The following is a 23,557-nucleotide window of genomic DNA, read 5'->3' as shown; positions in this document are numbered from 1 at the left end:
AGGGGAATTGCGCAAGGCGGGCGTTCAGAACAGGCCCTGGAAGAGACCCTGTCGGCGGCGCTGGATGATCGGCGTCTCGCCCTCCACGCTGTCGCGCCCCAATGCCGCGTTCTCGCGCAGGCGCTGCGCCTCGCGCCCGGCATCCACGGCGGTGCCGGGCGGGGGCGCGTCGCGCCAGAACATCAGCCGGTCCACCACGGAGCGGTCGGCCGTTTCCAGGCGCAGGCTTTCCTCGTCCACCGTGTTGCGGATGCCGGCCGGCACGCTGCCGCCGGCCTGGGCCAGCAGAGCCGACTCGCCGCTCGAAGGGCCCGTGCTGGCACCGACACCGTAAACGGCGCCAGGCGCCAGGGCCGCCTCGCCGGCCAGCGGGCCGCGCAGCTCCTGCGGGCGGGGGCTGCCGGGGCGCGGCCGCGGCAGTTCCCCCAATGTGGGTGGCAGAGAGAGTGGAGCGCGGGTGACCACGGCGAACTCGTCCGGGGCATCCCGGGTGAAGCCCAGGGTGCGGGAGGTGTCGCTGCCGCAGGCCGCCAGCAGCAGGATGCAGCCGAGCGTCGCGAAACGGAGCGCGGGCGCGGCGCCGCGCGCCTGGAAGGGAAGCGTCCTCATGGTGTTTCCTTAGCCGTGGCGCGCGGACGGAACAAGGCGTCGGCCATCAGCGCGACAACGCCGATGACGATGGCCGCGTCGGCGAGGTTGAACACGTACCAATGAAAGGAGCCGATCCAGAAATCGGCAAAATCCACGACCGCGCCGAAACGCACCCGATCGATCACGTTGCCGATGGCGCCGCCGGTGATGCCACCCAGCGCCAGGGTGGTCAGGCGGTTCTCGGCGCGGGCCATCCAGCGGAGGAGGAAAGCCACCACGAGCAGCGCGACGGCGGCCAGGGCAAGCCGGTGCCACAAGGCCTCGCCCGCCAGCAGGCCGAAGGTGACGCCACGGTTCCAAACCATGGTGAAGTCAAAGCCGAAGCTGCCGAAATCGAGCAGCTTCACCTGGAAGCGCTCCGGCAGGCGCAGCACCTCCAGGATCCACCACTTGCTGATCTGATCCGCCACCAGCAGGCCGGTGGCCACCGGCAGCCCGAGCTTGAGGCTCATGCCGCGGCCTGTTCCACCACCGCCTCGCAGCGCAGGCACAGGCCCGGATGCGCCGCCGAGCTTCCCACCTCGGGAAGGACGCGCCAGCACCGCTCGCACTTCCCGCCTGCGGCCGGGGCGAACAGGGCGGCTACGCCGGGCTGGCTCTCGGCCATCTGCGCCGCCTCGGGGGCAGGGGTGGTGGTGAGGCGGAGATCGGAGGTGATGCACAACTCCGCCCATTGCGCCGGTGGCAGCAGCGGCAACAGCTCTTCCGGCAGGTGCAGCACCGGCGCAGCCTGCAGCGAGGAGCCAATATCGCCCGAAGCGCGGGCCTTTTCCAGCACGCCGGTCACGGCGCGCCGGATGCCGCGGATCGTGTCCCATTTCGCGGCCAGGGCCTCGTCGCGCCATTCCGCCGGGATCTCGGGGAAGCCCTGCAGATGGACCGAGCCATCCTCCGACGGGAAGCGGGCGAGCCAGGCTTCCTCGGCGGTGAAGGGCATGACGGGGGCCAGCCAGGCGGTCAGGCAGCGATGCAGCACATCCAGCACGGTGCGGGCAGCGCGGCGGCGCGGATTGTCGGCCGCGTCGCAGTAAAGGCTGTCCTTGCGGATGTCGAAGTAGAAGGCCGAAAGGTCGGTGGCGCAAAAGGCGTGGAGCTCGGGGTAGACGCCGTTCCAATCGTAATCCGCGACCGCCTTGCGCATCCGAGCATCCAGCTCCGAGAGCCGGTGCAGCACCCAGCGCTCCAGTTCCGGCAAGGCACGGTAGGCGCCGGCGCTGAGCCCGGAGAACGGCTCATCGTCCGATTTGCGGGCGGTCGCCTCGCCCTGTTCGAAGCCGGCCAGATTGCCCAGCAGCCAGCGCAGGGTATTGCGGATGCGGCGATACAGCTCCGCCTGCTGACCCAGGATGTTCTTGCCGATGCGCAGATCGTCCGACACGTCGGAATTCATCACCCACAGGCGCAGGATATCGGCGCCGTATTGCTGCGTCACCTCCTGCGGCGCGGTGACGTTGCCGAGCGACTTCGACATCTTCCGCCCGCCCTCGTCGAGGACGAAGCCGTGCGTCAGGATGGCCTTGAACGGCGCGTGACCGTTGGCCCCGATGCTTTCCAGCAGGGAGGAGTGGAACCAGCCGCGATGCTGGTCCGAGCCCTCCAGGTAGAGGTCGGCGGGCACGGGAAGGCCGCGGTCGCGCAGCACGAAGGCGTGGGTCGAGCCAGATTCGAACCAGACATCCACGATGTCCATGACCTGCTCGTAATCATCGGCATTCCGCCCGTCTCCCAGGAAGCGGGCGGCGGCCCCGGGCCTGTACCACGCATCCGCCCCTTCCGCCGCGAAGGCGGTGCAGACGCGATCCAGCACCGCCTCGTCGCGCAGCACCTCGCGGGTCTCCTTGTGGACGAAGACGGCGATGGGCACGCCCCAGGCGCGCTGGCGGCTGATGCACCAGTCGGGCCGTGCGGCAACCATGGAGCCGATGCGGTTGCGCCCCTGGTCGGGAACGAAGTGCGTCTCGGCGATGGCCTGGAGCGACTTGGCGCGGATCTGGTTGCCGTCATCCATGGCGATGAACCATTGCGGCGTCGCGCGGAAGATGATCGGCTTCTTGGAGCGCCAGCTGTGCGGGTAGGAGTGGGTGATGAAGCCCTTGCCCGCCAGGTGCCCGGTTTCGGTCAGCGCAGCCCAGACCGGCTCATGCGCCTTGAACACGTGGATGCCGGTGAAGCCGGGCGCCTGACTGGTATAGGTGCCGTCATCGGCCACGCATTCCGGCACCGCGATGCCATGGGCGCGCGTCAGGTGGAAATCGTCCTCGCCATGGGCCGGCGCCATGTGCACCAGGCCGGTTCCGGCTTCAGTGGTGACGAAATCGCCTTCCAGCAGCGGCACGGCGAACTGATAGCCGTCATCGGCGCCGGACCAGCTCCGCAGCGGATGGGCGGCGATGGCGCCGGCCAGTTCCGCGCCCTTGAACACCCGCTTCACGCTGAAGGCGGCGAGGCCGACCTCCTTGGCGAAGGAACCGATCAGCGCCTCGGCGACGATGAAGCGCTGGCCCGCCCGCACCAGCTCGATCCCGTCCGCGACGCCATCCACCACCACCAGCGCGTAGTCGATCTCCGCGCCGTAGGCGAGGGCGCGGTTGGCCGGGATGGTCCAAGGGGTTGTGGTCCAGATCACCGCCTCGGCGTCGATCAGGTCCTCCGGCGCGCCGGCGATGATCGGGAAGCCGGTGTAGAGGATGGCCGATTTGTGGTCGTGGTACTCGACCTCGGCCTCGGCCAGGGCTGTCTTCTCCACCGGGCTCCACATCACCGGGCGTAGTCCGCGGTACAGCGAGCCGTTCAGCAGGAACTTGCCGATCTCCCCGGCAATGGCGGCCTCGGAGGGAAAGTCCATGGTGGCGTAGCGGCCGGCCCAGTCGCCGGCGACGCCCAGGCGCTTGAACTCTTCCCGCTGCACGTCCAGCCAGTGCGCGGCATAGGCGCGGCACTCGGCGCGGAATTCCAGCACCGGCACGGCGTCCTTGTCCCGCCCACCCTGATACTTGCCCTTGGGGTTGCGATACTCCTCCTCGACCTTCCACTCGATGGGCAGGCCGTGGCAGTCCCAGCCAGGGATGTAGTCGGCGTCCTTGCCGCTCATCTGCGCGGCGCGATTGATGACGTCCTTCAGGATCTTGTTCAGCGCGTGGCCGATGTGCAGGGCACCGTTGGCGTAGGGCGGGCCGTCATGCAGCACGAACTTCTCGCGCCCCTCGGACTGCGCGCGCAGACGCGACCACAGCCCGATCCGCTCCCACCGTTCCAGCCAACCGGGCTCGCGCTTCGGCAGATCGCCCTTCATGGGGAAAGAGGTCTGCGGCAGGAAGACGGTGCCGCGGTAATCGCGAGAGGCAGGCGAGGCGTCGGTCATCATGGTGTCCATGCCGGCCCTGGCGGGCAGGCGGTCAGGCGGAGAAAGGAAGAAGATCAGGCACCCCGGCCCCCTGGCCCCGGTGCGGGTTCAGGAAACCGGGCTGGGAATTCGTGCGCCCGGGAGCATCGTCTGCGGGCCTGTCGGCAATGGGACCATGCCGGCGTTTTGCGGCGCGTCCGGGGCGAGGTCAAGCAACTTGCCGGTGTGTTGAGATCGCGATGCGGCGGCGCCCGCCAGGGCAGCGAGGCAATGCGGCCTTGGCAAAGGAGGGCGGCGGGGATGCGTCTGGAGGACGGCCGCACCAGAACGCAGCCCTGGCCCTGGCCGAACCGGCTTGGATCCAGCCGCCGGGTCACCCGGCGGCGCCTTGCCCGCGCGGCGCTCCGGGTGTGCTATCCGGCCTCCTGCCGGTTCAGCGGCTGGCGCCGGAACTGCCGCCGGAGCCTGTGTTGTTGCCCTGGCCACCATTGCCGGGCAGGGCCGAGCGCGGCTGCGTGCTGCCCAGGGTAGAAGGCTGCGAGGAGGATCCGGGCTGCGCGGATGGCGCCGGGGATGCTCCCCCGGAGGGCGCGCCGCAGGCGGCCAGGCTAAGAACGAGGGCCGCGGCCACGCCAGCGGCAACAGCGGAACGGGAGGCAACGGGGCTGCGCATCGGGTGATCTCCAGTGAGGGGGCAGCAAAGATCATGGTGCCTCGGCCTGGTCCCGCAATGGGCGACAGGCCATCCACACGCGCTCAGGCGCCCAGCAGCCGCCGCGCCTCCGCCGCGTCCACACCGATCTGAACCTTCAGCGCCGCGAAGTCGGGGAACCGCTTCTCGGCGCGCAGGTAGTGCACCAGCGCGATGCCGATCTCCTGGCCGTAGAGGTCGCCGTTGAAGTCGAACAGATGCGCCTCCACCCGGCTTTCCGTGCCGCCCACGGTGGGGCGCATGCCGATATTGGCCACCCCGGGCGCCACCCCGCCATCCGGGAGCAGGGCGCGGATGGCGTAGACACCGCGTGCCGGCTCCAGGTGCCGCCCCAGCGGCACGTTGGCGGTCGGGAAGCCGATGGTGCGGCCGCGCTTGTCGCCATGGCTCACGACGCCGTTGATGACCCAATCCCGGCCGAGAGACCGCGCGGCGCGTTCGGGATAGCCGTCCTGCAGCACGCGGCGGATCCCGGTGGAGGAGATCGGTCCGTGCTCGTCCGAGAGGTGCGGCACCACGGTCAGCCCCATCCCCAGCCGCTCGGCCTCCACGCCCAGAAAGGCCACGTCGCCGCCGCGTCGGTGGCCAAAGGCAAAGTCGCCGCCGCAGGACAGGTGCCGGGCGTCCAGCGCGCCGTGCAGGATCTCGGTCACAAAGGCTTCTGCGGACAGGTCGGCGAAGGCTTCGTTGAAGGGCAGCGCCACAACGTGCGCCGCGCCTGCCCCTTTCAGCGCCCGCGCCTTCTCGGACCCGAGGGTCAGGCGGAAGGGTGGGTCGTCGGGGCGGAAATGTTCGCGCGGATGCGGCTCAAAGGTCAGCGCCACCACCGGCAGGTCGGGGCGGGCGGCATGGGCGGCGCGCAGCACTGCCCGGTGCCCCAGATGCACGCCGTCAAAATTGCCCAGCGCCACGGTGGCGCCACGCGCCTCCCGGGGGATGTTGATCGCGGGGATCCCGGTCACCGGCCTGCACTCACCGCTGCGTCTTCTCCGCCCACTTCTCCACCGTCACGGGGGTAAAATCCTCCAGCGCGTCCAGCGCCTCCTCCGGCGTTTCCGCCAGGGTCACCAGGGCACGGTGCTTCTCGTGGAGGAAGCCCTCGCTCACCATGTGGTCGAACACGGCGCCCATGCGCTGCCAGTATCCGGCGGTGTCGAGGAACACCAGACCTTTGTCGTGGATGCCAAGCTGGGTCCAGGTGAAGGCCTCCACTGCCTCCTCCAGCGTGCCGATGCCGCCCGGCAACACGATGAATCCGTCCGACAAGTCGGCCATCATCGCCTTGCGCTCATGCATGGTGGAAACCACGCGCAGGTCGGTGATGGCGCCGTGGCCGACTTCCCGCCGCATCAGCGTCTCGGGGATGATGCCAATCACCTCCGCCGCTTCGCGCATGGCGGCGTCGGCCACGATGCCCATCAGCCCGACATGGCCGCCGCCATAGACCAGGCCGAGCCCACGTGCCGCGATGGCGCGGCCCAGAGCGCGGGCTGCACTGGCATAGGCCGGGTTGAGGCCGGGATTGGAGCCGCAGAACACGCAGACACGCTTCATGAGATCAGACCTGTGGTTTCGGCGGAGTTGCCCCCGGCTGTCGCGGCAGGAGGGTCGGCCTCCGGCGTTCCGGGCGGACCGCCGCTGTGTCGGCGGGGGCCGGGCGGCCGGCGGGGCTTGGTGGCGGGCCCGCCCCTCGCGGCGCCGATGTTGCGCCGCTTGCCGGGCTTACCGCCCGTCGGGCCGCGGGACAAGCTTGGCGGATGCTGGGCCGCATGCGCCCTGGCATGGACAAGCCGGCGACGTGGCGCGACAACCCTGGCCTTCACCGTCACAGGAGAGGACGCCCCATGCCCATGACCCGGATCGGCACCAGCGAAACCCTGCTGGAGGAACTGCGCGGCTGGGTGGAGCATGAGACGCCGACCACCGATCCCGCCGCCATCGACGCGCTGATGGACAAGATCGCGGCCGAGCTGGAGGCGGTGGGCGCCAGGGTGGAACGCATCCCTGGCCGCGACGGGCGCGGTGGCCAGCTGATCGCGCGCACGCCGCCCGAGACGTCCGGCAATGGCCGCCCGGTGGTGGTGGCCGGCCACCTCGACACGGTGTGGGACCACGGCGTCCTGTCCTTTCGCGTGGAGGGCGAAAAAGCTTACGGACCGGGCATCTACGACATGAAGTCGGGCTCCTTCTTCGCCTTCCACTCGCTGCGGGAGATCCTGCGCCAGGGCACCCGCACGAAGTCGCCCATCACCCTGATCCTGACCTCGGATGAGGAGGTGGGCAGCCAGACCAGCCGCGAACTGATCGAGGCCGAGGCGGCGCGGGCCTGCGCCGTGCTGATCCCCGAGCCGGCCGGCGGCACGCAGAAGGCCTGCGTCACGGCGCGCAAGGGCACCGGCCGCATGGTGGTGAAGGTCAAGGGCCAGAGCGCCCATTCCGGTGGTAACTGGCAGGATGGGCGCAGCGCCGTGGTGACGCTGGCACGGCTGATCACCGCCATCCATCACATGGTGGATCTGGAAGCCGGCACCACCACCAACTGCGCGCCGATCTGGGGCGGCACGCGGCCCAACGTCATTCCCAACGAGGCCGGCTGCGAGGTGGATATCCGCGTCGCCACGGTGGAGAAGGGCGAGGCGCTGGTAGCCGCCATCTCCGCACTCGCGGGACCGCAGCCAGAAGGCACCGAGGTTTCCATCACCGGCGGCATGAACCGGCCGCCCATGGTGGAGAACGCCGCGGCGCTGGCGCTGTACGAGGCGGCGCGGGCGGCGGCGGCCAAGGCCGGCTACGACCTGCCGAAGCAGCATCGCGGCGGAGGCTCAGACGGCAACTTCACCGCCGCCATGGGCGTGCCGACACTGGACGGGCTGGGCGGCGCCGGCGCCGGTGCCCATGCGGAGTTCGAGCATGTGATCTGGCCCGAGCTGGCGCCGCGCTGCGCGGTGTTGTGCGAGCTGATGGAAACGCTGGGGGATTGAGCCAGGGCCTCCGCCTCGCCGGCAGGCGGGGCGGACAGGAAGGCTGCGCCCCAGTCAGGGGGTGGCGTCAGCCCGGTGCGAGGCAGGGGTTTCCGCGCGCCATAGGACGCAGACCTTGCGGCAAGCGTTCCACGATGTCCGAGGCGTGCAGCGAGGCGCGGCCTTCGGCACTCCACGCCGCCGGGCGGATCGAGGGATCAGCAATAGGGCCATTGATCCTCACCGGAATGTCGAGCGCCAGCGCGCCGGTGGTGTTGGATTCGCTGCCCACGGTCATGTCCACCGTTCGCCTGTTCAGGTCGAGGCGGCCATGTCCGGCAATCGTTCCGGTGTCGGCGCGGAGCCGGAGCGGAGAGATGGTCGCGATCCCGGCACGCAGGTCCATCACCCCCAGCAGGCATCGCAGCGCCGTCCTGCCTTCGGCCCGGCGGAACACGCTGCGCAGGTCGGTGGAGGCGATCTCGATAGCCCTGCGGTCGATCCATCCGCCCGACATCGACACCACCGCGGCCGCATGCGCACCCTGCGCCGCCGCGTTCAGCGTCTCGCCTTGCGCCGTGATGGCGAAGCGGCCATCCAGCCGCCCCGAGAAGGGAAGCCTCCCGGCCTGTAGGGCATGCCTCAGGGCCTCGCTGTCCAGCCCGGCAACTTCCGCCATGGCCTGAATCCGACCGGCGCTCCCGCCTTCGGCAACCACCTCGCCCTGGCCGCTGATCCGGCCCCCCAGGTCGTGCAGGCCAAATCCTTCCACCGCGACACGGCCCGGTGTGAGGCTGGCATGAAGATGCGCATCGGTTGCCTCAACCGCGCCATAGCTGAGCCGGGATGCTGCAAGCCGGGCCTGCAACAGCGTGTCGGGGGCCTGATCCACCGCCAGCGCCACATCGGCGTCCCTGGCTTGCCGGCCGCGTTGCGGCACCGCCGGGCGCCCCAGCAGAGCGTCGAGATCCAGATGCCCGAAGAGCAGCTTAGCAGCGATGCTGTCCGGCTGACCGCGGGCGCCTTCCTCCAGGGCCAGCGACGCGCCTTCGATCGCGGTGTCGCCCACTTTCCCTGTGGCGCCGTCCAGGGACCAGAGTTGCCCCGTATGGCGGAGATGCCCAGCCAGGCGCAGGGCCGGCGCGCCCTCTTCGTCGAGGCCGGCGATACGGAGCAGGGTGTCGAGGCTTGGCGCGTCGAGCGACACGGCACCATCGAGACCATCAAAGCCGAGAGGGTCGGCGATGCTGCCGGCGAAGCGCAGCAGGGTGTTGCCGCACCGCAGGGTCAGCCGGGCGGCAAAAGGGGCGCCGGATTGGTGCGATGTGCCAGGTGGCAGGAGGCTGCCCGTGACCTGTGCGGAGATCCCGTTGTAGCTGCCGCGGGCGGACAGGCTTCCCGGTGCACCGGGGGGCAGGGCGAGTTGAGCCCCGGCCAGCCTGATGCGCAGCAGCGCTCCGCTGCTCGTGCGGAAGTCCACTGCGGCGTCGGAGAATGCGGCTGTCAGGATGGCGGGAAGATCGGAGGGGCGGGGTGATGCCCTGCCTCTTGCCGCCGAAGCGGCGCCTGGCCTCTGCCAGTTCGCGGCGCCATCCGGCCCGTGTTCCAGCAGGAGCCTGAGCCCGTGCACGCCGGCCTGCCTCAGCACCGGTGAGCCTGACAGGAGCGAGAACAGGTCGATCTCGGCCCTGGCCATCCTCAGCGTGACCATGTCAGGTTCGCTGCCGCCCGGCAGATTGGCAACGCGAAGGCCATGCAGCGTGACGCCGAGCCAGCGTCCGGGCTCCAATCGCAACGAGTCGAGCGCTACCTCGCGGCCCAGGCTGGCCGATGCGCGACGTGCGGCCCAGGATGCCAGATCCACCTTGCTCAGGCTGAGCCACGCAGCGCCAAACATGCCGCACAGCACCAGGAGGAGAACAATGATCCAGCGCAACAAGCCGCCATCCATGGCAAAGCACGCATCCTAGCTTAGGATGGCTGCCATGAGCGACCCCTACGACCTTGACCGCTTTGTTCAGGCCCAGGCGCCAGTGATCAACCAGGTGCGCCGCGAGCTGGCGGAGGGCCAGAAGCGCAGCCACTGGATGTGGTTCGTGTTTCCGCAAATCGCCGGGCTGGGGCACAGCCCCATGGCGCGGCGCTACGCCATCGCCTCGTTGGAGGAAGCGGTGGCCTATCTGGCGCACCCCGTGCTGGGCTGGCGGCTGGTGGAATGCACCGCGCTGGTGAATGCCGTACGGGGACGCAGCGCGCACCAGATCTTTGGCAGCCCGGACGACATGAAGTTCCGATCCTGCATGACGCTGTTCGCGACGGCCCGGCCAGAGCAGCCTGAATTCGCCGATGCGCTGGTGCAATTCTACGACGGGCGGCGCGACCCTGCGACGCTGGCCATCCTGGACGGAACATGATGCACCCGGCGCTTAACGGCATCCGCCTGGCGCGGGCCGAGGACCTGCCGGCCATGATCGCGCTTTTCCGCCACCTGACGGGGGATGAGCCGGAACCCGATCCCGTGCGCGCCGCGGCCGCCTGGGCCGCGCTGCTGGGCTCGGAGCTGGTGTCCGTGCTGGTCGCCGAGCGCGGCGGGCAGCCGGTGTCGAGCTGCACGCTGTTGGTGGTGCCGCACCTGCCGCGCGGCGCACGCCCCTTCGCGCTGATCGAGAATGTGGTCACCGATCCGGCCTGGCGGCGGACGGGGCTGGGGCGGGCGGTGCTGGGGGCGGCGATGGAACGGGCCTGGGATCTCGGCTGCTACAAGGTGATGCTGGCCACCGGCTCACATCAGCCGGAAACGCTGCGCTTCTACGAAGGGGCGGGCTTCACCCGCGGCAAGACGCATTTCGAGGCGCGCCGGGCCTGACCCGCCGCCCTTTGCGGCCGGGGCGCAAAGCCTCTATGCCGCCTGCACAGCTTGGAGATGCCCGCACCATGCCCGACCAGAACGCCCCGCATGTCGCGGTGGAGACCGATGTCGCCATCATCGGTGCCGGCCCCACGGGGCTGTTCGCCGTGTTCGAATGCGGCATGCTGCGGATGAAATGCGTGGTGATCGACACCCTGGAGGCGATCGGTGGCCAGTGCTCCGCCCTGTATCCCGAGAAGCCGATCTACGACATTCCCGCCCATCCGGCGATCGCGGGCGCCGATCTCGTGCACCGGCTGGAGGAGCAGGCCGCACCTTTTTCCCCCATCTATCTGCTGGGCCGTCGGGTCGAGGCGCTGAGCGAGCGCGACGGCGGCGGCTTCGAGCTGCGCACCAGCAAGGGTGAGCTGGTGCGGGCCCGCGCGGTGATCATTGCCGCCGGCGCCGGCGCCTTTGGACCCAACCGGCCGCCGCTGAACGACCTGTCGGCCTACGAGGCCACCGGCGCGGTGCGCTACATGGTGGCCCGGCGGGAAGAGTTGCGGAACAAGCGGGTGGTGATCGCCGGCGGCGGCGATTCGGCAGTGGACTGGGCGCTGAGCCTGAAGGGCATCGCCAAGCGGGTGACGGTGGTGCACCGCAGGCCGAAATTCCGCGCCGCGCCCGAAAGCGTCGCGCAGATGGAGGCGGCGGCCACGATGGGCGAGCTGGATCTCGCCATTCCCTACCAGCTGCACGGCCTGACCGGAAAAGATGGCGTCCTGGACCATGTGGTGCTGGCCACGTTGAAGGGCGAAGAGAAGGCGGTGCCGGCCGACCACCTGCTGGCCTTCTTCGGCCTGTCGATGGAGCTTGGCCCTATCGCCGAGTGGGGGTTGGGGCTGGAGAAGCACCACATCACGGTAAACCCTGCCACCTGCGAAACCAATATCCCCGGCATCCACGCCATCGGCGATGTCGCCACTTACCCGGGCAAGCTGAAGCTGATCCTGCAAGGCTTCTCGGAGGCAGCCATGGCGGCGCATGCCATCCATCCGCGGATCTATCCGGGCGAGGCGCTGCATTTCGAGTACAGCACCTCCAAGGGCGTGCCGGCAGAGTAGGGAAGGCGCCCTCAGCCGGGGCGACGCGCCACCATCAGCCGGTATTCCACCGCGCCGCGCCGCATGAGCTGCTCAAGGCGGATGCCGCCCAGCTCGCCTTCCGCGACAGCGCCGAAGCCCTCGCTCCGACGGGCCGGGAGGCGGGCGGAATGCTCGACCCAGGCCGTTTCCAGCATCTCCATCGGGCGTGGGCGGGTGAGGGGGAGCAGGTCCTGGTCGTGCGCCAGCTCCAGCCCCTCCGCAGCCAGCATCGCGCGCCAGCCATCGGCCATGGGCAGCACCGGACAATGCCAGTAGCGGCGGAATTCCGCGAGCCATCCAGCTTCCTCCGCCGGGAGGCCGGGGCGGGGCATGTCGTCCACAAGCAGAAAAACGCCGCCCGGTCGCAGGTGCCGCGCCAGGTTCGTCAGCGAGGCGGCAGGGTCCCGGCTATGCGCGAGGCTCTCGATCGCGAGAATGGCATGGAAGCTGCCTTCCTGCGGATCGTCGTAGGAGCGTCGGGCGAAATGCGCGCGCGCCTCGAAACCCAGCTCCACGGCACGGGCGGCGGCAAGCCGGCGCTGCGTGGCCGAGATGGTGATGCCCGTCCAGACGCCGCCCGTCAGCGGCAGCAGCCGGAAGCAGGTGCCGCCATAACCGCAACCGGCATCCAGTCCTCGGAATCCGGGCAGGCGCGGCAGGTGCGCCGCCAGCAGGGTGTGGATGGTGTCCGGCGAGAAGCTGCCATCCGGTGCCTGGAGGAAGCGGTGGATGGCGTGGTGGTGGATGCCCGAATGCAGCTCGAAGGCGCTGTCGCGCCAGGTGTAGGTGTGCATCTGGTCGTAATACTCGCTGACATCCACCTCGGGCCGCCCTTCCTCGCCATGGTCAGGCCAGAGGTGGCGCCGTTCCCGGGAGGTGCAAGGCTGGCGGCTTTCCCGCAGCGGCGCCTGGCCCTAGTTTGGCGACGTCCCGCAGCCGGCGGGCGGTGAAGAAGGAGCACCTGATATGGCCGAGGGACGTCTCGTCATCGGAACCAAGATGTATTCCTCCTGGTCGCTGCGCGGTTGGCTGGCCGTGCACCTTGCCGGGCTGGACGTGGAGGAGGTGGTGATCCCCCTGGCCGGCGGCGGCACGGAAGCCATCAAGGATGCGACGCCGGCCGGCCTGGTGCCTTACCTCGAACATCGCGGAGCGCGAATCTGGGAGAGCATCGCCATCCTGGAATATTGTGCCGAGCTCGAGCCCGCCCTTTGGCCGGAGGACCGGGTTGCACGCGCCACCGCGCGCTCCATGGCGTCCGAGATGCATGCCGGCTTCCGGGCATTGCGCATGGCCATGCCGATGGTGGCCCTGCGCCGCTTCCCCGGCCGCAACCGCACGCCTGAGGCGCTGGCAGACATCGTCCGCATCGAGACCATCTGGGGCGAGGCGCTGCGTGCCTCTGGCGGCCCCTTCCTGTTCGGTGCCCGCTTCGGTGCGGTGGATGCCATGTTCGCTCCCGTGGTCAGTCGGTTCCTGACCTGGGAGCCGGAGCTGTCCGCGCTTAGCCGCGATTACATGGCGTCGGTGCGTGCCCACCCGCTGATCGAGCGCTGGTATGCCGAGGCCGCGGCCGAGCCCGCCGAATGGCAGCTGGCGAAGTACGAACAGGCGGCGCAGTCGTGAGCGGGGTGCAGCCCGAAGACTCCGAGGGGGCGTCGAGCCTGGATCATGTGGGGCTCTGCACCGCCGATGGCCCGGCCCTGTGGGCGACCTACGAGGCGCTGGGCTTCACCCTGTCGCCGGTGAACCGGCAGAGCGGGCGCCGTGGCGGACCGGATTCTCCACTGGAGCTTTACGGCACCGCCAATCGCTGCGCCATGCTGCGGCAGGGCTATGTTGAGCTGTTGGCCATCGTGGATCCGTCCGGCTTCGACAATGGCCTCACGCGATTCCTCGCGCGGTATGAGGGCATGCACATCCTGGCGTTCGGCATGGAGGATGCGGAGGCCGAGTTGCCGCGCCTGCGGCGGGCGGGGCTGGAAGTGCCGGGGGTGTCGCCCTTGCAGCGGCCGGTGGACAACAGTGGCGGGCCCCCCGCGCGCTTTTCCCGCCTTCCCATCCCCGACGCGCCGGAAGGTCGCATCCAGTTGGTGCAGCACCACACGCCGCAATTGATGTGGCAGGAGCGCTGGCTTGTTCACGCCAACCGTGCCGTGGCGCTGGAGGATACGATCCTGGCAGCGCCCGAGCCGGCGGTCAGCGCCACCGCCCTGTCCCGCCTGGCCGGCCTGCCGTTCGAGCCCGATCCCGCCGGTGGCTATGTGCTGCCCCTGCCCGTGGGACGCGTGCGCATCCTGCCGCCGGCTGCGCTGGAGCGCGCGCTGCCGGGGGTGGCGGCGCCTGGACTGCCCTTTCTGGCCGCCTGCACCCTGCGCACCGATGACGGCAACGAGGCGATCCGGCGCATCGCCGGTGATCGGCTGCGGGTCGTGCCGGGCGGGCTGATGTTGCCGCCCGAGCATGCCGGCGGCACGGCCCTGATCTTCGCTGCATGAGCCAGGCGCCGGAGGCGAGGGCGATTGGCCGCTCGTTGCGCACCTATTACGCGCCGGGCCGCGCGGCGGCGCTGGATGGCTTCCTGCGCCGCTTCCTGGGGCAGGGGGAGCTTGGCTTCGATGTTGGCGCCCATGTGGGCGACCGCACCGCCAGCTTCCGCCGCCTGGGCGCGCGGGCGGTGGCGGTGGAGCCGCAGCCCCGCCTGGCCCGGCTCCTGCGCCTGCTTTTTGCCGCGGATGAAGGGGTGGCGCTGGTGCCGGTGCTGCTGGGCGGGCAAGCGGGGGAGGCAGTGCTGCACCTGAACCGCGCCAACCCCACGGTAGCCACCGCTTCCCGCGACTTCCTGGCCGCCGCTGGCGATGCGCCTGGCTGGCAGGGGCAGATCTGGGATGCCGAGATCCCGGTGGCCGTCACCACGTTGGACGCGCTGGCCTCCCGGCACGGAACGCCCCATTTCATCAAGATCGACGTGGAAGGCTATGAGGCGGCGGTGCTGTCCGGCCTTTCGCGCCCCGTGCGTAGCCTGAGTTTCGAGTTCACCACCCACCAGCGCGGCGTGGCGCACGCGGCCCTGGAGCTGGTCGAGGCGCTAGGCCCCTATCGCTTCAATGCCTGCCTGGGGGAGGAGATGCGCTTCGCGCTGGACGGCCCTGTGCATGCCGGCACGCTGGCCCGCTGGCTGGAGGCGCTGCCGGCCGAGGCCAATTCCGGCGATGTTTACGCCAGTCTGGAGCCGGCGCGCCTGCTCTGACGCGCTGCCTGATGTCCTGAACCGCCTGCCGGATTGACGATGACCCTGAATGCCGTTCTGCAACATCTCGGCTTCGCCCTATGCTTGGCGGTGCTGTCCGGCCTGCTCGTGCGGCTGATGATCGCCTTCCCGATCCTGGACCATCCCGACCACCGCAAGGCGCATGCGCGGCCGACGCCGAAGGGAGGCGGGATTGGCATCGTTTGCGCCTTTGTTGTGGGGATGCTGGTGCTCTACCAGGTGGCGCAGTTCGCCCGCATGGCCGACCGTGGCTTTGTTGGCGTGATTGCCGCGGCGGTCGCCATTGCCGTGGTGGCGTTGCTGGACGACATGCGCGATTTCCGCTTCGTGGTGAAGCTGGCGGCGCAGACCCTGGCGGCGCTGGTCGCCATTGGCAGCGGGCTGGTGGTGGAACGGCTGGCGCTGCCCTGGATCGGCGTGGTGGAGCTGGGCTGGTTCGGGCCGCTGCTGACGCTGTTCTGGATCGTGGCCTGCACCAACGCCGTGAACTTCATGGACGGCATGGATGGGCTGGTGGGCGGCACGGTGCTGGTGGTCTGCGCCGGCCTCGCCTATGTGGCGCAGGCTCAGGGCGGCTGGTTCATCTATGCGGCGGCCGTGATCCTGGGCGGCAGCGTGCTGGGCTTTCTTCCCTTCAACCTGAACCCGGCGCGCATCTTCATGGGGGATGTGGGCAGCCAGTTCCTGGGCTTCATTCTGGCCGTGCTGGGTGTGGCGGCGGCCGAGCTGGATGCGGGGCAGATTTCCTTTCTGCTGATGCCGCTGCTTCTCTTCGCGCTGCTGTTCGATACCGGTTTCACGCTGCTGCGCCGCGCTGCCATGGGAGAACCGCTTTCGGCGCCTCACCGGACCCACCTGTACCAGATGGCGCAGCGCAGCGGCCTCGGCCCGCGCCAGGTGACGGCGGTGCATGGCGGGTTTGTGCTGCTGCATGTCGGGCTGGCGCTGCTGTTCCTGCGGCTGGGACCGGCGGAGAAGCCACTGGTGATCCTGCCGCCACTGCTGGTGCAGCTCAGCTGGCTGGCCTATGTGGCGCACCGGGTGCGCCGGGCCGGCCTCAGCTGGGCGGCGTGACCACTTCCAGGCGCATCATGCCGGCCTCGCCCACCCATTGCTCGGAACGATAGATCCCGCCGGTGGCAGGGTCCGCCCAGTAGCGGTTGGTGAAACCGCTCCGGCTCTCCTCGCCGAACACGCCACCGAACCAGCCCGGCTCGGTCATCAGCGGGCCGGTGCCGCGGCAATTCTCCCGCACCACCAGCGCCGGGCCTTGCCGCGCCGCCGAGATGCGGCAGTTCAGCGCCACGCCGAACCGCATGGAGGACGGGGCACGATTGCCCCGCATCAGGTCGACCTGCCGCCGCAGCGTTACGGGCTGACTGGCGAGGGAAAGCGGCTCGTCCAGCGGGTCCGGCCCGTCAATGCGGGTGCTGGCGATCCATTCCCGCAGCCCGGCCGTGGCCACGATGCGTGCGCCGTCGGTCGCCACGACCACGCCTCCGGCACTGCGCCACATCCGGTTCTCGCCATTCTGCGAGACCAGCAGCGCGAGCGCGGTGCCCCGGCCCCAGGAAAGCCTGACCGACGGCGTTCCGTCGGCCACGGGACGGACCGCGGCGGCAGGGTCGGTGCTGTCGGGCTCCGCCACCGGCTCGGGCGTTTCCCAGAGGGTCGGGATCCAGTGATCGGGCACCGGCATGGCACATCCGGTGAGCAAGACGACCGACAAGCAGAAGAAGGCGCGCATGGCGCCTACCCTAAGAACTTCACGAAAGCGTGAATATAAGATTCGCCTTCGTGGCTCCGGATTTGATGTGCATCAAGGTCCGGCATGGCTGGAGGCGGGACAAGCGGAGGCCGCGCGGCAAACTGCGGGATTGACCGGCGCCACCGGATGCCCGCGTCGCGCGTTGTAGAAGGGTACCGCGGGGCGCCGTTCCCATGGCGGGCGAGCGTCCGGCGGGCCAAAAGCAGGGGCGCGCCGTGCCGAAGGTCGCGTTCCCCCGAAAGGAGCCGGACCATGAGCCAGCCCACCGCACGCGAGCTGATGACATCCCCGGTTGTGACGGTGCCGCCGGAAACGCCTGTGGGCGCCATCGCGGCACTGCTCGCGGAGCGCGGCATTTCCGCTGTGCCCGTTGTTGCCGCCGACGGGGTCTTGCAGGGCATCGTCACTGAAGCCGACCTGATCCGCCGCCTGGCCGGAGCCGACAAGCATGCTGGCGGCTTTTTCCGGTCGCTCTTCGCCGACAATGACCGGCTCGCGCGACGTTACACGGACACCCATGGGCGCACCGCCGCCGAGGTGATGACCGCCCGGCCCGTTACCGTCCCGCCCTCAGCCACGCTGGCTGCCATTGTTGACACGCTGGAAGAAAAGAACATCCGCCGGGTGCTGGTGGTGGAGGATGGCCAGCTTTGCGGGGTGGTCAGCCGCGCCGACCTGCTCCGGGCCATTGTTAAGCCGCCCAGCGCGCAGGAGGGCGCCGAGGTTACCGATGAGAAGCTGCGCCAGGCCGTGTTGACGGCCATGAAGCAGGAACCCTGGGCGGAAACCTTCTACACCCTGGTCGAGGTGCATGACGGCGTGGTGGAACTGCATGGCTTTTCGCGCAGCCCGGCGGTGCAACGCGGCCTGCGCGTGCTGGCCTCCGAGGTTCCGGGGGTCAAGCGGGTGGAGGACCATACCCAGCCCATTCCGCCCTACCTGTTTCCCGCCGATTGAGCCGCCGCCGTGGCGGGGCAACCCCCCGCCGCGGCAAGGGTTCTCCGATGACACAGCCAGGGAGAGCCCTCCATGCAGGCCACCAAGAACGACGACGAAATGCGGATGAAGGTGCGGGAGATGATCTCCGGCATCGGCACCGCCATTTTCACCACGATTGACGGCCATGGCCGCTTGCATGGCCGTCCCATGCGGACCCAGAAGCCGGACGAGGACGGCGTCACCCTGTGGTTCTTCACCCGGTCCGACAGCCCGAAGATCGCCGAGCTGGAGAAGGATGACCGTGTGCTGCTCGGCTATTCCGATACTCGTAGCGAGGATTACGTCTCGATCTACGGCCGTGGCCGGGTGGTCGTGGATGCGGAGAAGAAAAAGGCTCTCTGGACGGAAGGGCTGCGCACCTGGCTGCCCGAGGGACCCGAGAGCCCGGAAGTCGGACTGATCGCCGTGACCATCGAGGGGGCGGAGTACTGGGACGGCATCTCCTCCAGCCTGCGCTTCGCTTTCGGCTATGCCGAGGCGCTGGTGACCGGGCGGCCCGATACGGGCGGTGAAAACGCCAAGGTCAGCTTTCAGCGCTAACCAGATCGCAGGAAAGGCTTGAATCGCCGACAGGTTGAAGGAATAGTTCCTCACATCGCCGTGATGTGTATTCCAGGACGGATCTGACAGCGTGGCCGGTTGGCTTTCCAGGACTTTCCAGAAAAAGGCGGGGGTCAGTGATGCCCTCGCCTCCAACGATATGACGCAACCGGAACCGGGCCACGTGCCGCGTGGCTTTTCCGAAGCTCCATTGCGGAACGGGCTGCGTCGGCGCACTGCCCGCAACGAGACGCTGCGAGCGGAGGTGGCGGCCGAGGTGCTCCGGACCACCGAGTTGCTGGACACGCTGGCACCTTCCGGCGGCACGACCGACGATCCGGACACGTCGTTTCCGCTACGTCCTGACCGGTTGGATCAGGCGCCGGATGGAGTGGACAGTCCAGCCAAACCCTTTGTCAGCACCGGACCGCAGGGCCATCGCGGCCGGATGCGGGAAAAGCTGCTCGAACGCGGCCCCGACTCCCTGGCCGATTACGAATTACTGGAGATGTTGCTGTTCTTTGCCTTCAAGCAGGGCGACACAAAGCCGCTGGCCAAGGCGCTGATCAACCAGTTCGGTTCCTTTGGCGCGGTGTTGGCGGCGCCACAGCAGGTGCTGATGGAAACCCGGGGCCTGGGGACCCACAGCGTCGCCGCCATTAAGTTGGTGCAGGCCGCCGCGCTGCGCTTGGCCAAGGCGGAGGTGATGGAAGCCCCTGTGCTGAACAACTGGGACAGGCTGATCACCTATCTGAATGCCGCCATCTCGCGCGAGAAGATCGAGCAGTTCCGCATCCTGTTCCTGGACAGCAAGAACCGGCTGATCGCCGATGAGGCGCAGGCCAAGGGAACGGTGAACCACACGCCGGTCTACCCGCGCGAGGTCATGAAGCGGGCTCTGGAGCTGCATGCCACGGCGTTGATCCTGGTCCACAACCATCCGAGCGGCGACCCGACGCCGAGCCGCGCCGACATCGAGATGACCAAAGAGATCAAGCAGGCCGGGCAGTTCTTCGCCGTGGTCGTGCATGATCATCTGATCGTAGGCAATGGCCGCTACCTGAGCTTCCGGCGGGAGGGTCTGCTTTAGGCCTCACCGCCCAGCCGAAGATGCTGCCGCGCGGCCGGAGCTTGCCTTGACCGAACTTGCCGCATCGCATCGGGCGACCGGCTGGGACATGGAAGGGCTAACCGGTGTCCTGTGTGCGTCCCCTGGTCACTGCGCGCAGGATGTCGGGCATCTTCCCCGCCACTACCAACCGGTTTTGCGCCAGCATCTGGCCATCGCTCCGGTGCGTCCCCTGGGCAACACGAGATGCTGCGCAGCCGCGGAAGAGGCGGCTCAGAGCCAGCGCGCCCGCCGGAAGCGCCAGTAGAGGAAGCCGCACAGCACGGCGATCACGCCCAGTACGACGAAGTAGCCGTCGCGGGTACGCAGTTCGGGCATGTTCTCGAAATTCATGCCGTAGATGCCGGCAATGGCGGTGGGCACCGCCAGGATGGCGGCCCAGGCGGCCAGTTGCCGCCCGATGGCGCCTTGGCGCTGCTGCTCCAGCAGGCTGCTGGTCTCGAAGACGGAGGTCAGCACCTCGCGCAGTCCGCCCACCCGCATCTCCACCCGCCGCACATGGTCGAGCACGTCGCGGAAGTAGTTGCGCGCCTCGGCATCGATGCAGGGCAGATCAAGGCGAACAAGCTTTCCGCAAAGCTCCGCCATCGGTCCCAGAATGCGCTGGAACCGGATCATCTGCCGGCGCAGACCGAAGATGCGGATCACGGCCTCTCGCTCCAGCATGGTATCGAGCGCGCTCTGCTCCATCTCCAGAAGGTCTTCCTCGATCGTGTCAACGATCGGGAAGTAGCCATCCACGATGAAATCCAGCACCCCGTGCAGCACATAATCTACGCCGTGGGCCAGCAACTGCGGTGAGGCCTCGAGCTGCTCGCGCAGGCGCATGTGGTGGCGGGCGGAACCGTGGCGAACAGTGATGATGTGGTTGCGGCCGACAAAGATGGCGGTTTCGCCGTATTGCACCTGGTCGTTTTCAAGCTGCGCGGTGCGGGCGACCACGAAGAGCTGATCCCCATAGACGTCGACCTTCGGCAGCTGATGCGCCTTCAGCGCGTCCTCCACCGCTAGCGGATGCAGGCCGAACTTGTCCTGGAGGGTCCGCAACTCCTCTTCCGAGGGTTCCAGCAGGCCGATCCAGACAAACTCGGCCTTGTCGTCATGGCAGGGCGTCGGCTCATCGATGGCGATGGGCCGGACGCGATGGCCATTGTGGTAAAGGAAGGCGGCGACGACGCTCATCTCCGCCTCCGGTTCGCGGGCTGGGCGACCCGCTCAGCGGGTCGGTGCCGGCGGGTCCTGGGTATAATCGTAGAAGCCGCGCCCGGTTTTGCGGCCCAGCCATCCCGCCTCGACATACTTCACCAGAAGCGGAGAGGGACGGTACTTGCTGTCACCCATCCCCTCGTGCAGCACTCGCATGATGGCGAGGCAGGTATCGAGGCCGATGAAGTCGCCCAGTTCCAGCGGACCCATCGGGTGGTTGGCGCCGAGCTTCATGGCCGCGTCGATGGAGCGGATATCGCCCACGCCTTCCTGCAGCGATTGCACCGCCTCGTTGATCATCGGCACCAGGATGCGGTTGACGATGAAGGCCGGGTAATCCTGGGCCACGGCGGTGGTCTTGCCCATCCGCTCCGCCAGGGCCTGCACCGCCACGAAGGTATCGTCCGAGGTGGCGATGCCGCGGATCACTTCCACCAGCTTCATCACCGGCACCGGATTCATGAAGTGCATGCCGATGAAGCGCTCCGGCCGGTCGGTCGCCGCCGCCAGCCGGGTGATGGGAATGGAAGAGGTGTTGGAAGCGAGAATCGCCCCCTCCTTCAGCACGGCACAGGCCGATTTGAAGATGGAGAGCTTGGTCTCTTCCCGCTCCGTCGCCGCCTCGATCACGATGTCGCAGTCGGACAGGGCTGCCATCTCGGTGCCGGTCTGGATGCGTGCCAGGGCGGCATCCTTGTCCGGCGCCTGCAACGTGCTCTTGGCCACCTGCCGGTCCATGTTCTTGCGGATGGTGGTCAGCGCCTTGTCCAGCGCTTCGGGCTTCACGTCGACCAGCACCACCGGCAGGCCGGCCAGGGCCGCGACATGCGCGATGCCGTTGCCCATCTGCCCGGCGCCGATCACACCGACCGATGCGATCCCCGATCCCGCCTCCGGCATGGCTCAGCCCAGCTCCTTCTCGAGGTCCGGCATGATGGAGAACAGGTCGCCCACCAATCCGTAATCGGCCACCTGGAAGATCGGTGCATCCTCGTCCTTGTTGATGGCGACGATGACCTTGCTGTCCTTCATGCCGGCGAGGTGCTGGATCGCGCCCGAGATGCCGACCGCGATGTACAGTTCCGGCGCCACGATCTTGCCGGTCTGCCCGACCTGATGGTCGTTCGGCGCGTAGCCCGCATCCACCGCTGCGCGGGACGCGCCGACGGCGGCGCCCAGCTTGTCCGCCACCTTGTCCAGGATCGCGAAGTTCTCGGCGGAGCCCAGGGCGCGCCCGCCGGAGATGACCACGCGGGCGGCGGTCAGCTCCGGCCGCTCGCTCTGCGCGATCTCGGCGCCGACAAAGGACGACACGCCCGGATCTTCCGCGCCTGGCGCGTTCTCAATCGATGCGGAGCCACCCTCGGCCGGCACCGGGTCGAAGGAGGCGGCGCGGACCGTCAGCACCTTCTTCTCATCCGAGGTCTTCACCGTGGCCAGCGCATTGCCGGCATAGATGAAGCGGCGGAAGGTGTCCGGCCCTTCGACGCCGGCCACATCGGTCAGAACCTGCACGTCGAGCAGGGCGGCGACACGCGGCATGATGTTCTTGCCCATGGCGCTGCCAGGGGCGAGCAGGTGGGTATAGTTCGGCGCCAGCGCCACCAGCAGCGCCGCGGCGGGCTCGGCCAGCCCGTGCTCATAGGCCGGGCCATCGGCCTGGATCACCTTGGTGACGCCGGGGAGCTTCGCCGCGGCCTGGGAAGCCTCGGCCCCGCCCAGAACCAGCACGTGCACGTCGCTGTCGATCTGCGAGGCGGCGGCAATGGCGGATCGGGTGGGCTGGCTGACGGTGCCGCCGCTGCGGTCGGCAAGAAGAAGGACGGCCATGCTCAGATCACCTTCGCTTCGGTCTTCAGCTTGGACACCAGCTCGGCCACAGAGCCCACCTTCACGCCGGCCTGGCGCTTCGGCGGCTCCTCGACCTTCAGCGTGGTCAGGCGCGGTGTGACGTCGACGCCGAGATCGGCCGGCTTCAGAGTCTCGATCGGCTTCTTGCGCGCCTTCATGATGTTGGGCAGCGAGGCGTAGCGGGGCTCGTTCAGCCGCAGATCCGCCGTCACGATGGCAGGCAGCTTCAGGTTGACCGTTTCCAGTCCCCCATCCACCTCGCGCGTGACCTTGGCGCCGTCATCGGCCAGCTCGACCTTGCTGGCATAGGTGCCCTGGCCCCAACCCAGCAGAGCCGCCAGCATCTGGCCTGTGGCGTTCATGTCGTCGTCGATGGCCTGCTTGCCCATCAGCACCAGCTGCGGGCTTTCGCGCTCAACGATGGCCTTCAGCAGCTTGGCCACGCCCAGCGGCTCCGTGCCCTCCGCCTCGATCAGGATGCCGCGATCGGCGCCCATGGCGAGCGCCGTGCGGATCTGCTCCTGCGCCTGGGCCGGGCCGATGGAGACGGCGATGATCTCGGTGGCCGCGCCCTTTTCCTTGAGCCGAACGGCTTCCTCGACGGCGATCTCGTCGAACGGGTTCATCGACATCTTCACGTTCGCCGTTTCGACGCCTGTGCCATCCGCCTTCACGCGGACCTTCACATTGTAGTCAACCACCCGCTTGACGGGGACGAGGAGCTTCATCGCCAGGCCGTGTCCTTGTGGGTTCCCAGGGCCGCCCTGCCATGTCGGACGGCCGCTTCATGTGTTCTGTTGCGGCGCGAGCCTAGGCGGGGTGCCGGGCAGTGGCAAGGCGGGCGAGCGACACCGCGCCTGGACTCGCTTTCGGCATTGCCGAAGGCTACGGCAGGGCGCTGCCGAACGCTCACGACCCCGGTGGATTTAACCGCGCATCGCCATCATCAGCGCCAGAAACAAGGCGATGGAGAGGCCCTGCAGCCCCACCCGCCAGCGCATCAGTTTGTTGGAGCGGTGGCCTTGATGGGGACCTTCGCCGCGCGCCAGCCCCGCCATGCCGGCGAACATGACGCCGAGCGTGCCGAGCATGCACAGGCCGAGCAGGATGGAGAGCAGGGTGACCATTTCGCCA

Annotated in this window: 25 protein-coding genes; 11 read left to right on the top strand and 14 right to left on the bottom strand. The window is 68.7% G+C overall.

Annotation, left to right across the window (positions count from 1 at the left end; all coding sequences use genetic code 11):
- Positions 1-24 precede the first annotated feature (24 nt).
- The 6 genes from ACFOD4_RS18065 to ACFOD4_RS18040 form a co-directional block, all read right to left on the bottom strand.
- Entirely contained in the window at positions 25-609 is a 585-nt protein-coding gene (locus tag ACFOD4_RS18065) for a DUF3035 domain-containing protein (RefSeq protein WP_379598644.1), read from the bottom strand.
- Complete coding sequence (gene lspA, locus ACFOD4_RS18060; RefSeq protein WP_379598643.1) at positions 606-1,103, bottom strand: signal peptidase II; 498 nt, start codon at positions 1,101-1,103, stop codon at positions 606-608. The genes ACFOD4_RS18065 and lspA overlap by 4 nt, the downstream gene beginning before the upstream one ends.
- Entirely contained in the window at positions 1,100-4,012 is a 2,913-nt protein-coding gene (gene ileS / locus ACFOD4_RS18055) for an isoleucine--tRNA ligase (RefSeq protein WP_379598642.1), read from the bottom strand. Before ileS ends, lspA begins: the two co-directional genes overlap by 4 nt.
- Positions 4,013-4,427: 415 nt before the next feature.
- Complete coding sequence (locus ACFOD4_RS18050) at positions 4,428-4,667, bottom strand: hypothetical protein (RefSeq protein WP_379598641.1); 240 nt, start codon at positions 4,665-4,667, stop codon at positions 4,428-4,430.
- An 83-nt stretch (positions 4,668-4,750) separates the two neighbouring features.
- The gene (locus ACFOD4_RS18045; protein ID WP_379598639.1) at positions 4,751-5,668 is read right to left on the bottom strand and encodes a bifunctional riboflavin kinase/FAD synthetase; all 918 of its coding nucleotides are present in this window, start codon (positions 5,666-5,668) and stop codon (positions 4,751-4,753) included.
- A gap of 10 nt (positions 5,669-5,678) precedes the next feature.
- Positions 5,679-6,260, bottom strand: coding sequence for an LOG family protein (locus ACFOD4_RS18040; protein ID WP_379598638.1), 582 nt, complete (start codon positions 6,258-6,260; stop codon positions 5,679-5,681).
- 290 nt (positions 6,261-6,550) lie between these two features.
- On the opposite strand from ACFOD4_RS18040, the gene ACFOD4_RS18035 reads away from it, so the two are divergent.
- Positions 6,551-7,687 carry a M20/M25/M40 family metallo-hydrolase gene (locus ACFOD4_RS18035; RefSeq protein ID WP_379598636.1) on the top strand — a complete coding sequence of 379 codons (1,137 nt, stop codon included), beginning with the start codon at positions 6,551-6,553 and terminating at the stop codon, positions 7,685-7,687.
- 67 nt (positions 7,688-7,754) lie between these two features.
- Here ACFOD4_RS18035 and ACFOD4_RS18030 read toward each other — a convergent pair whose 3' ends face one another.
- Positions 7,755-9,617 carry an AsmA family protein gene (locus ACFOD4_RS18030; protein WP_379598635.1) on the bottom strand — a complete coding sequence of 621 codons (1,863 nt, stop codon included), beginning with the start codon at positions 9,615-9,617 and terminating at the stop codon, positions 7,755-7,757.
- Between the two features lie 34 nt (positions 9,618-9,651).
- Here ACFOD4_RS18030 and ACFOD4_RS18025 point away from each other — a divergent pair, with 34 nt between their 5' ends.
- The 3 genes from ACFOD4_RS18025 to ACFOD4_RS18015 all read left to right on the top strand — a co-directional run bounded on the left by ACFOD4_RS18025 (position 9,652) and on the right by ACFOD4_RS18015 (position 11,638).
- Positions 9,652-10,080 (top strand): DUF1810 domain-containing protein, encoded by a 429-nt coding sequence (locus ACFOD4_RS18025; RefSeq protein WP_379598634.1) that lies wholly within the window; start codon positions 9,652-9,654, stop codon positions 10,078-10,080.
- The gene (locus ACFOD4_RS18020) at positions 10,077-10,532 is read left to right on the top strand and encodes a GNAT family N-acetyltransferase (protein ID WP_379598632.1); all 456 of its coding nucleotides are present in this window, start codon (positions 10,077-10,079) and stop codon (positions 10,530-10,532) included. Before ACFOD4_RS18025 ends, ACFOD4_RS18020 begins: the two co-directional genes overlap by 4 nt.
- Before the next feature lie 68 nt (positions 10,533-10,600).
- Positions 10,601-11,638 carry an NAD(P)/FAD-dependent oxidoreductase gene (locus tag ACFOD4_RS18015; RefSeq protein ID WP_379598630.1) on the top strand — a complete coding sequence of 346 codons (1,038 nt, stop codon included), beginning with the start codon at positions 10,601-10,603 and terminating at the stop codon, positions 11,636-11,638.
- An 11-nt stretch (positions 11,639-11,649) separates the two neighbouring features.
- Here the strand turns inward: ACFOD4_RS18015 and ACFOD4_RS18010 are convergent, their stop codons facing one another.
- Positions 11,650-12,480 carry an SAM-dependent methyltransferase gene (locus tag ACFOD4_RS18010; RefSeq protein WP_379598629.1) on the bottom strand — a complete coding sequence of 277 codons (831 nt, stop codon included), beginning with the start codon at positions 12,478-12,480 and terminating at the stop codon, positions 11,650-11,652.
- A gap of 145 nt (positions 12,481-12,625) precedes the next feature.
- Between ACFOD4_RS18010 and ACFOD4_RS18005 the strand changes: the two genes are divergently transcribed.
- From ACFOD4_RS18005 to ACFOD4_RS17990, 4 genes are read left to right on the top strand one after another with little or no spacing between them, the layout of a single operon-like run.
- Complete coding sequence (locus tag ACFOD4_RS18005; protein ID WP_379598627.1) at positions 12,626-13,285, top strand: glutathione S-transferase; 660 nt, start codon at positions 12,626-12,628, stop codon at positions 13,283-13,285.
- A complete protein-coding gene (locus ACFOD4_RS18000) occupies positions 13,282-14,157 on the top strand; it encodes a VOC family protein (protein WP_379598625.1) in 876 nt (291 codons plus the stop codon). Before ACFOD4_RS18005 ends, ACFOD4_RS18000 begins: the two co-directional genes overlap by 4 nt.
- A complete protein-coding gene (locus tag ACFOD4_RS17995; RefSeq protein WP_379598624.1) occupies positions 14,154-14,909 on the top strand; it encodes an FkbM family methyltransferase in 756 nt (251 codons plus the stop codon). The genes ACFOD4_RS18000 and ACFOD4_RS17995 overlap by 4 nt, the downstream gene beginning before the upstream one ends.
- Before the next feature lie 39 nt (positions 14,910-14,948).
- Positions 14,949-16,004, top strand: coding sequence for a glycosyltransferase family 4 protein (locus ACFOD4_RS17990; protein ID WP_379598622.1), 1,056 nt, complete (start codon positions 14,949-14,951; stop codon positions 16,002-16,004).
- On the opposite strand, the gene ACFOD4_RS17985 is transcribed toward ACFOD4_RS17990, so the two are convergent.
- The gene (locus ACFOD4_RS17985) at positions 15,988-16,629 is read right to left on the bottom strand and encodes a YjbF family lipoprotein (RefSeq protein WP_379598621.1); all 642 of its coding nucleotides are present in this window, start codon (positions 16,627-16,629) and stop codon (positions 15,988-15,990) included. The genes ACFOD4_RS17990 and ACFOD4_RS17985 overlap by 17 nt on opposite strands.
- 321 nt (positions 16,630-16,950) lie before the next feature.
- Between ACFOD4_RS17985 and ACFOD4_RS17980 the strand changes: the two genes are divergently transcribed.
- The 3 genes from ACFOD4_RS17980 (at position 16,951) to radC (ending at position 19,327) form a co-directional block, all read left to right on the top strand.
- The gene (locus ACFOD4_RS17980) at positions 16,951-17,655 is read left to right on the top strand and encodes a CBS domain-containing protein (RefSeq protein ID WP_379598619.1); all 705 of its coding nucleotides are present in this window, start codon (positions 16,951-16,953) and stop codon (positions 17,653-17,655) included.
- A 72-nt stretch (positions 17,656-17,727) separates the two neighbouring features.
- A complete protein-coding gene (locus ACFOD4_RS17975) occupies positions 17,728-18,237 on the top strand; it encodes a pyridoxamine 5'-phosphate oxidase family protein (protein WP_379598618.1) in 510 nt (169 codons plus the stop codon).
- 370 nt (positions 18,238-18,607) lie between these two features.
- Complete coding sequence (radC, locus tag ACFOD4_RS17970) at positions 18,608-19,327, top strand: RadC family protein (protein WP_379598897.1); 720 nt, start codon at positions 18,608-18,610, stop codon at positions 19,325-19,327.
- Positions 19,328-19,579: 252 nt separating this feature from the next.
- Here the strand turns inward: radC and ACFOD4_RS17965 are convergent, their stop codons facing one another.
- The 5 genes from ACFOD4_RS17965 to ACFOD4_RS17945 all read right to left on the bottom strand — a co-directional run bounded on the left by ACFOD4_RS17965 (position 19,580) and on the right by ACFOD4_RS17945 (position 23,550).
- Positions 19,580-20,548 carry a magnesium and cobalt transport protein CorA gene (locus ACFOD4_RS17965; RefSeq protein WP_379598617.1) on the bottom strand — a complete coding sequence of 323 codons (969 nt, stop codon included), beginning with the start codon at positions 20,546-20,548 and terminating at the stop codon, positions 19,580-19,582.
- Between the two features lie 33 nt (positions 20,549-20,581).
- Positions 20,582-21,472, bottom strand: coding sequence for a 3-hydroxybutyryl-CoA dehydrogenase (locus tag ACFOD4_RS17960; protein ID WP_379598615.1), 891 nt, complete (start codon positions 21,470-21,472; stop codon positions 20,582-20,584).
- A gap of 3 nt (positions 21,473-21,475) precedes the next feature.
- Positions 21,476-22,402, bottom strand: coding sequence for an electron transfer flavoprotein subunit alpha/FixB family protein (locus ACFOD4_RS17955; protein ID WP_379598614.1), 927 nt, complete (start codon positions 22,400-22,402; stop codon positions 21,476-21,478).
- Positions 22,403-22,404: 2 nt separating this feature from the next.
- Positions 22,405-23,151, bottom strand: a complete 747-nt coding sequence (locus ACFOD4_RS17950; RefSeq protein ID WP_379598612.1) for an electron transfer flavoprotein subunit beta/FixA family protein — start codon at positions 23,149-23,151, stop codon at positions 22,405-22,407.
- 198 nt (positions 23,152-23,349) lie between these two features.
- On the bottom strand, positions 23,350-23,550 hold the full coding sequence (locus ACFOD4_RS17945; RefSeq protein WP_379598611.1) for a twin transmembrane helix small protein: 201 nt from the start codon (positions 23,548-23,550) through the stop codon (positions 23,350-23,352).
- Positions 23,551-23,557 lie beyond the last annotated feature (7 nt).

Source organism: Teichococcus globiformis (genome assembly GCF_042646265.1).
In the GTDB taxonomy this organism is placed as follows: Bacteria; Pseudomonadota; Alphaproteobacteria; order Acetobacterales; family Acetobacteraceae; genus Pseudoroseomonas; species Pseudoroseomonas globiformis.
Note: the sequence above shows the minus strand (reverse complement) of the source record. Positions and strands in the feature narration are given on the sequence as shown.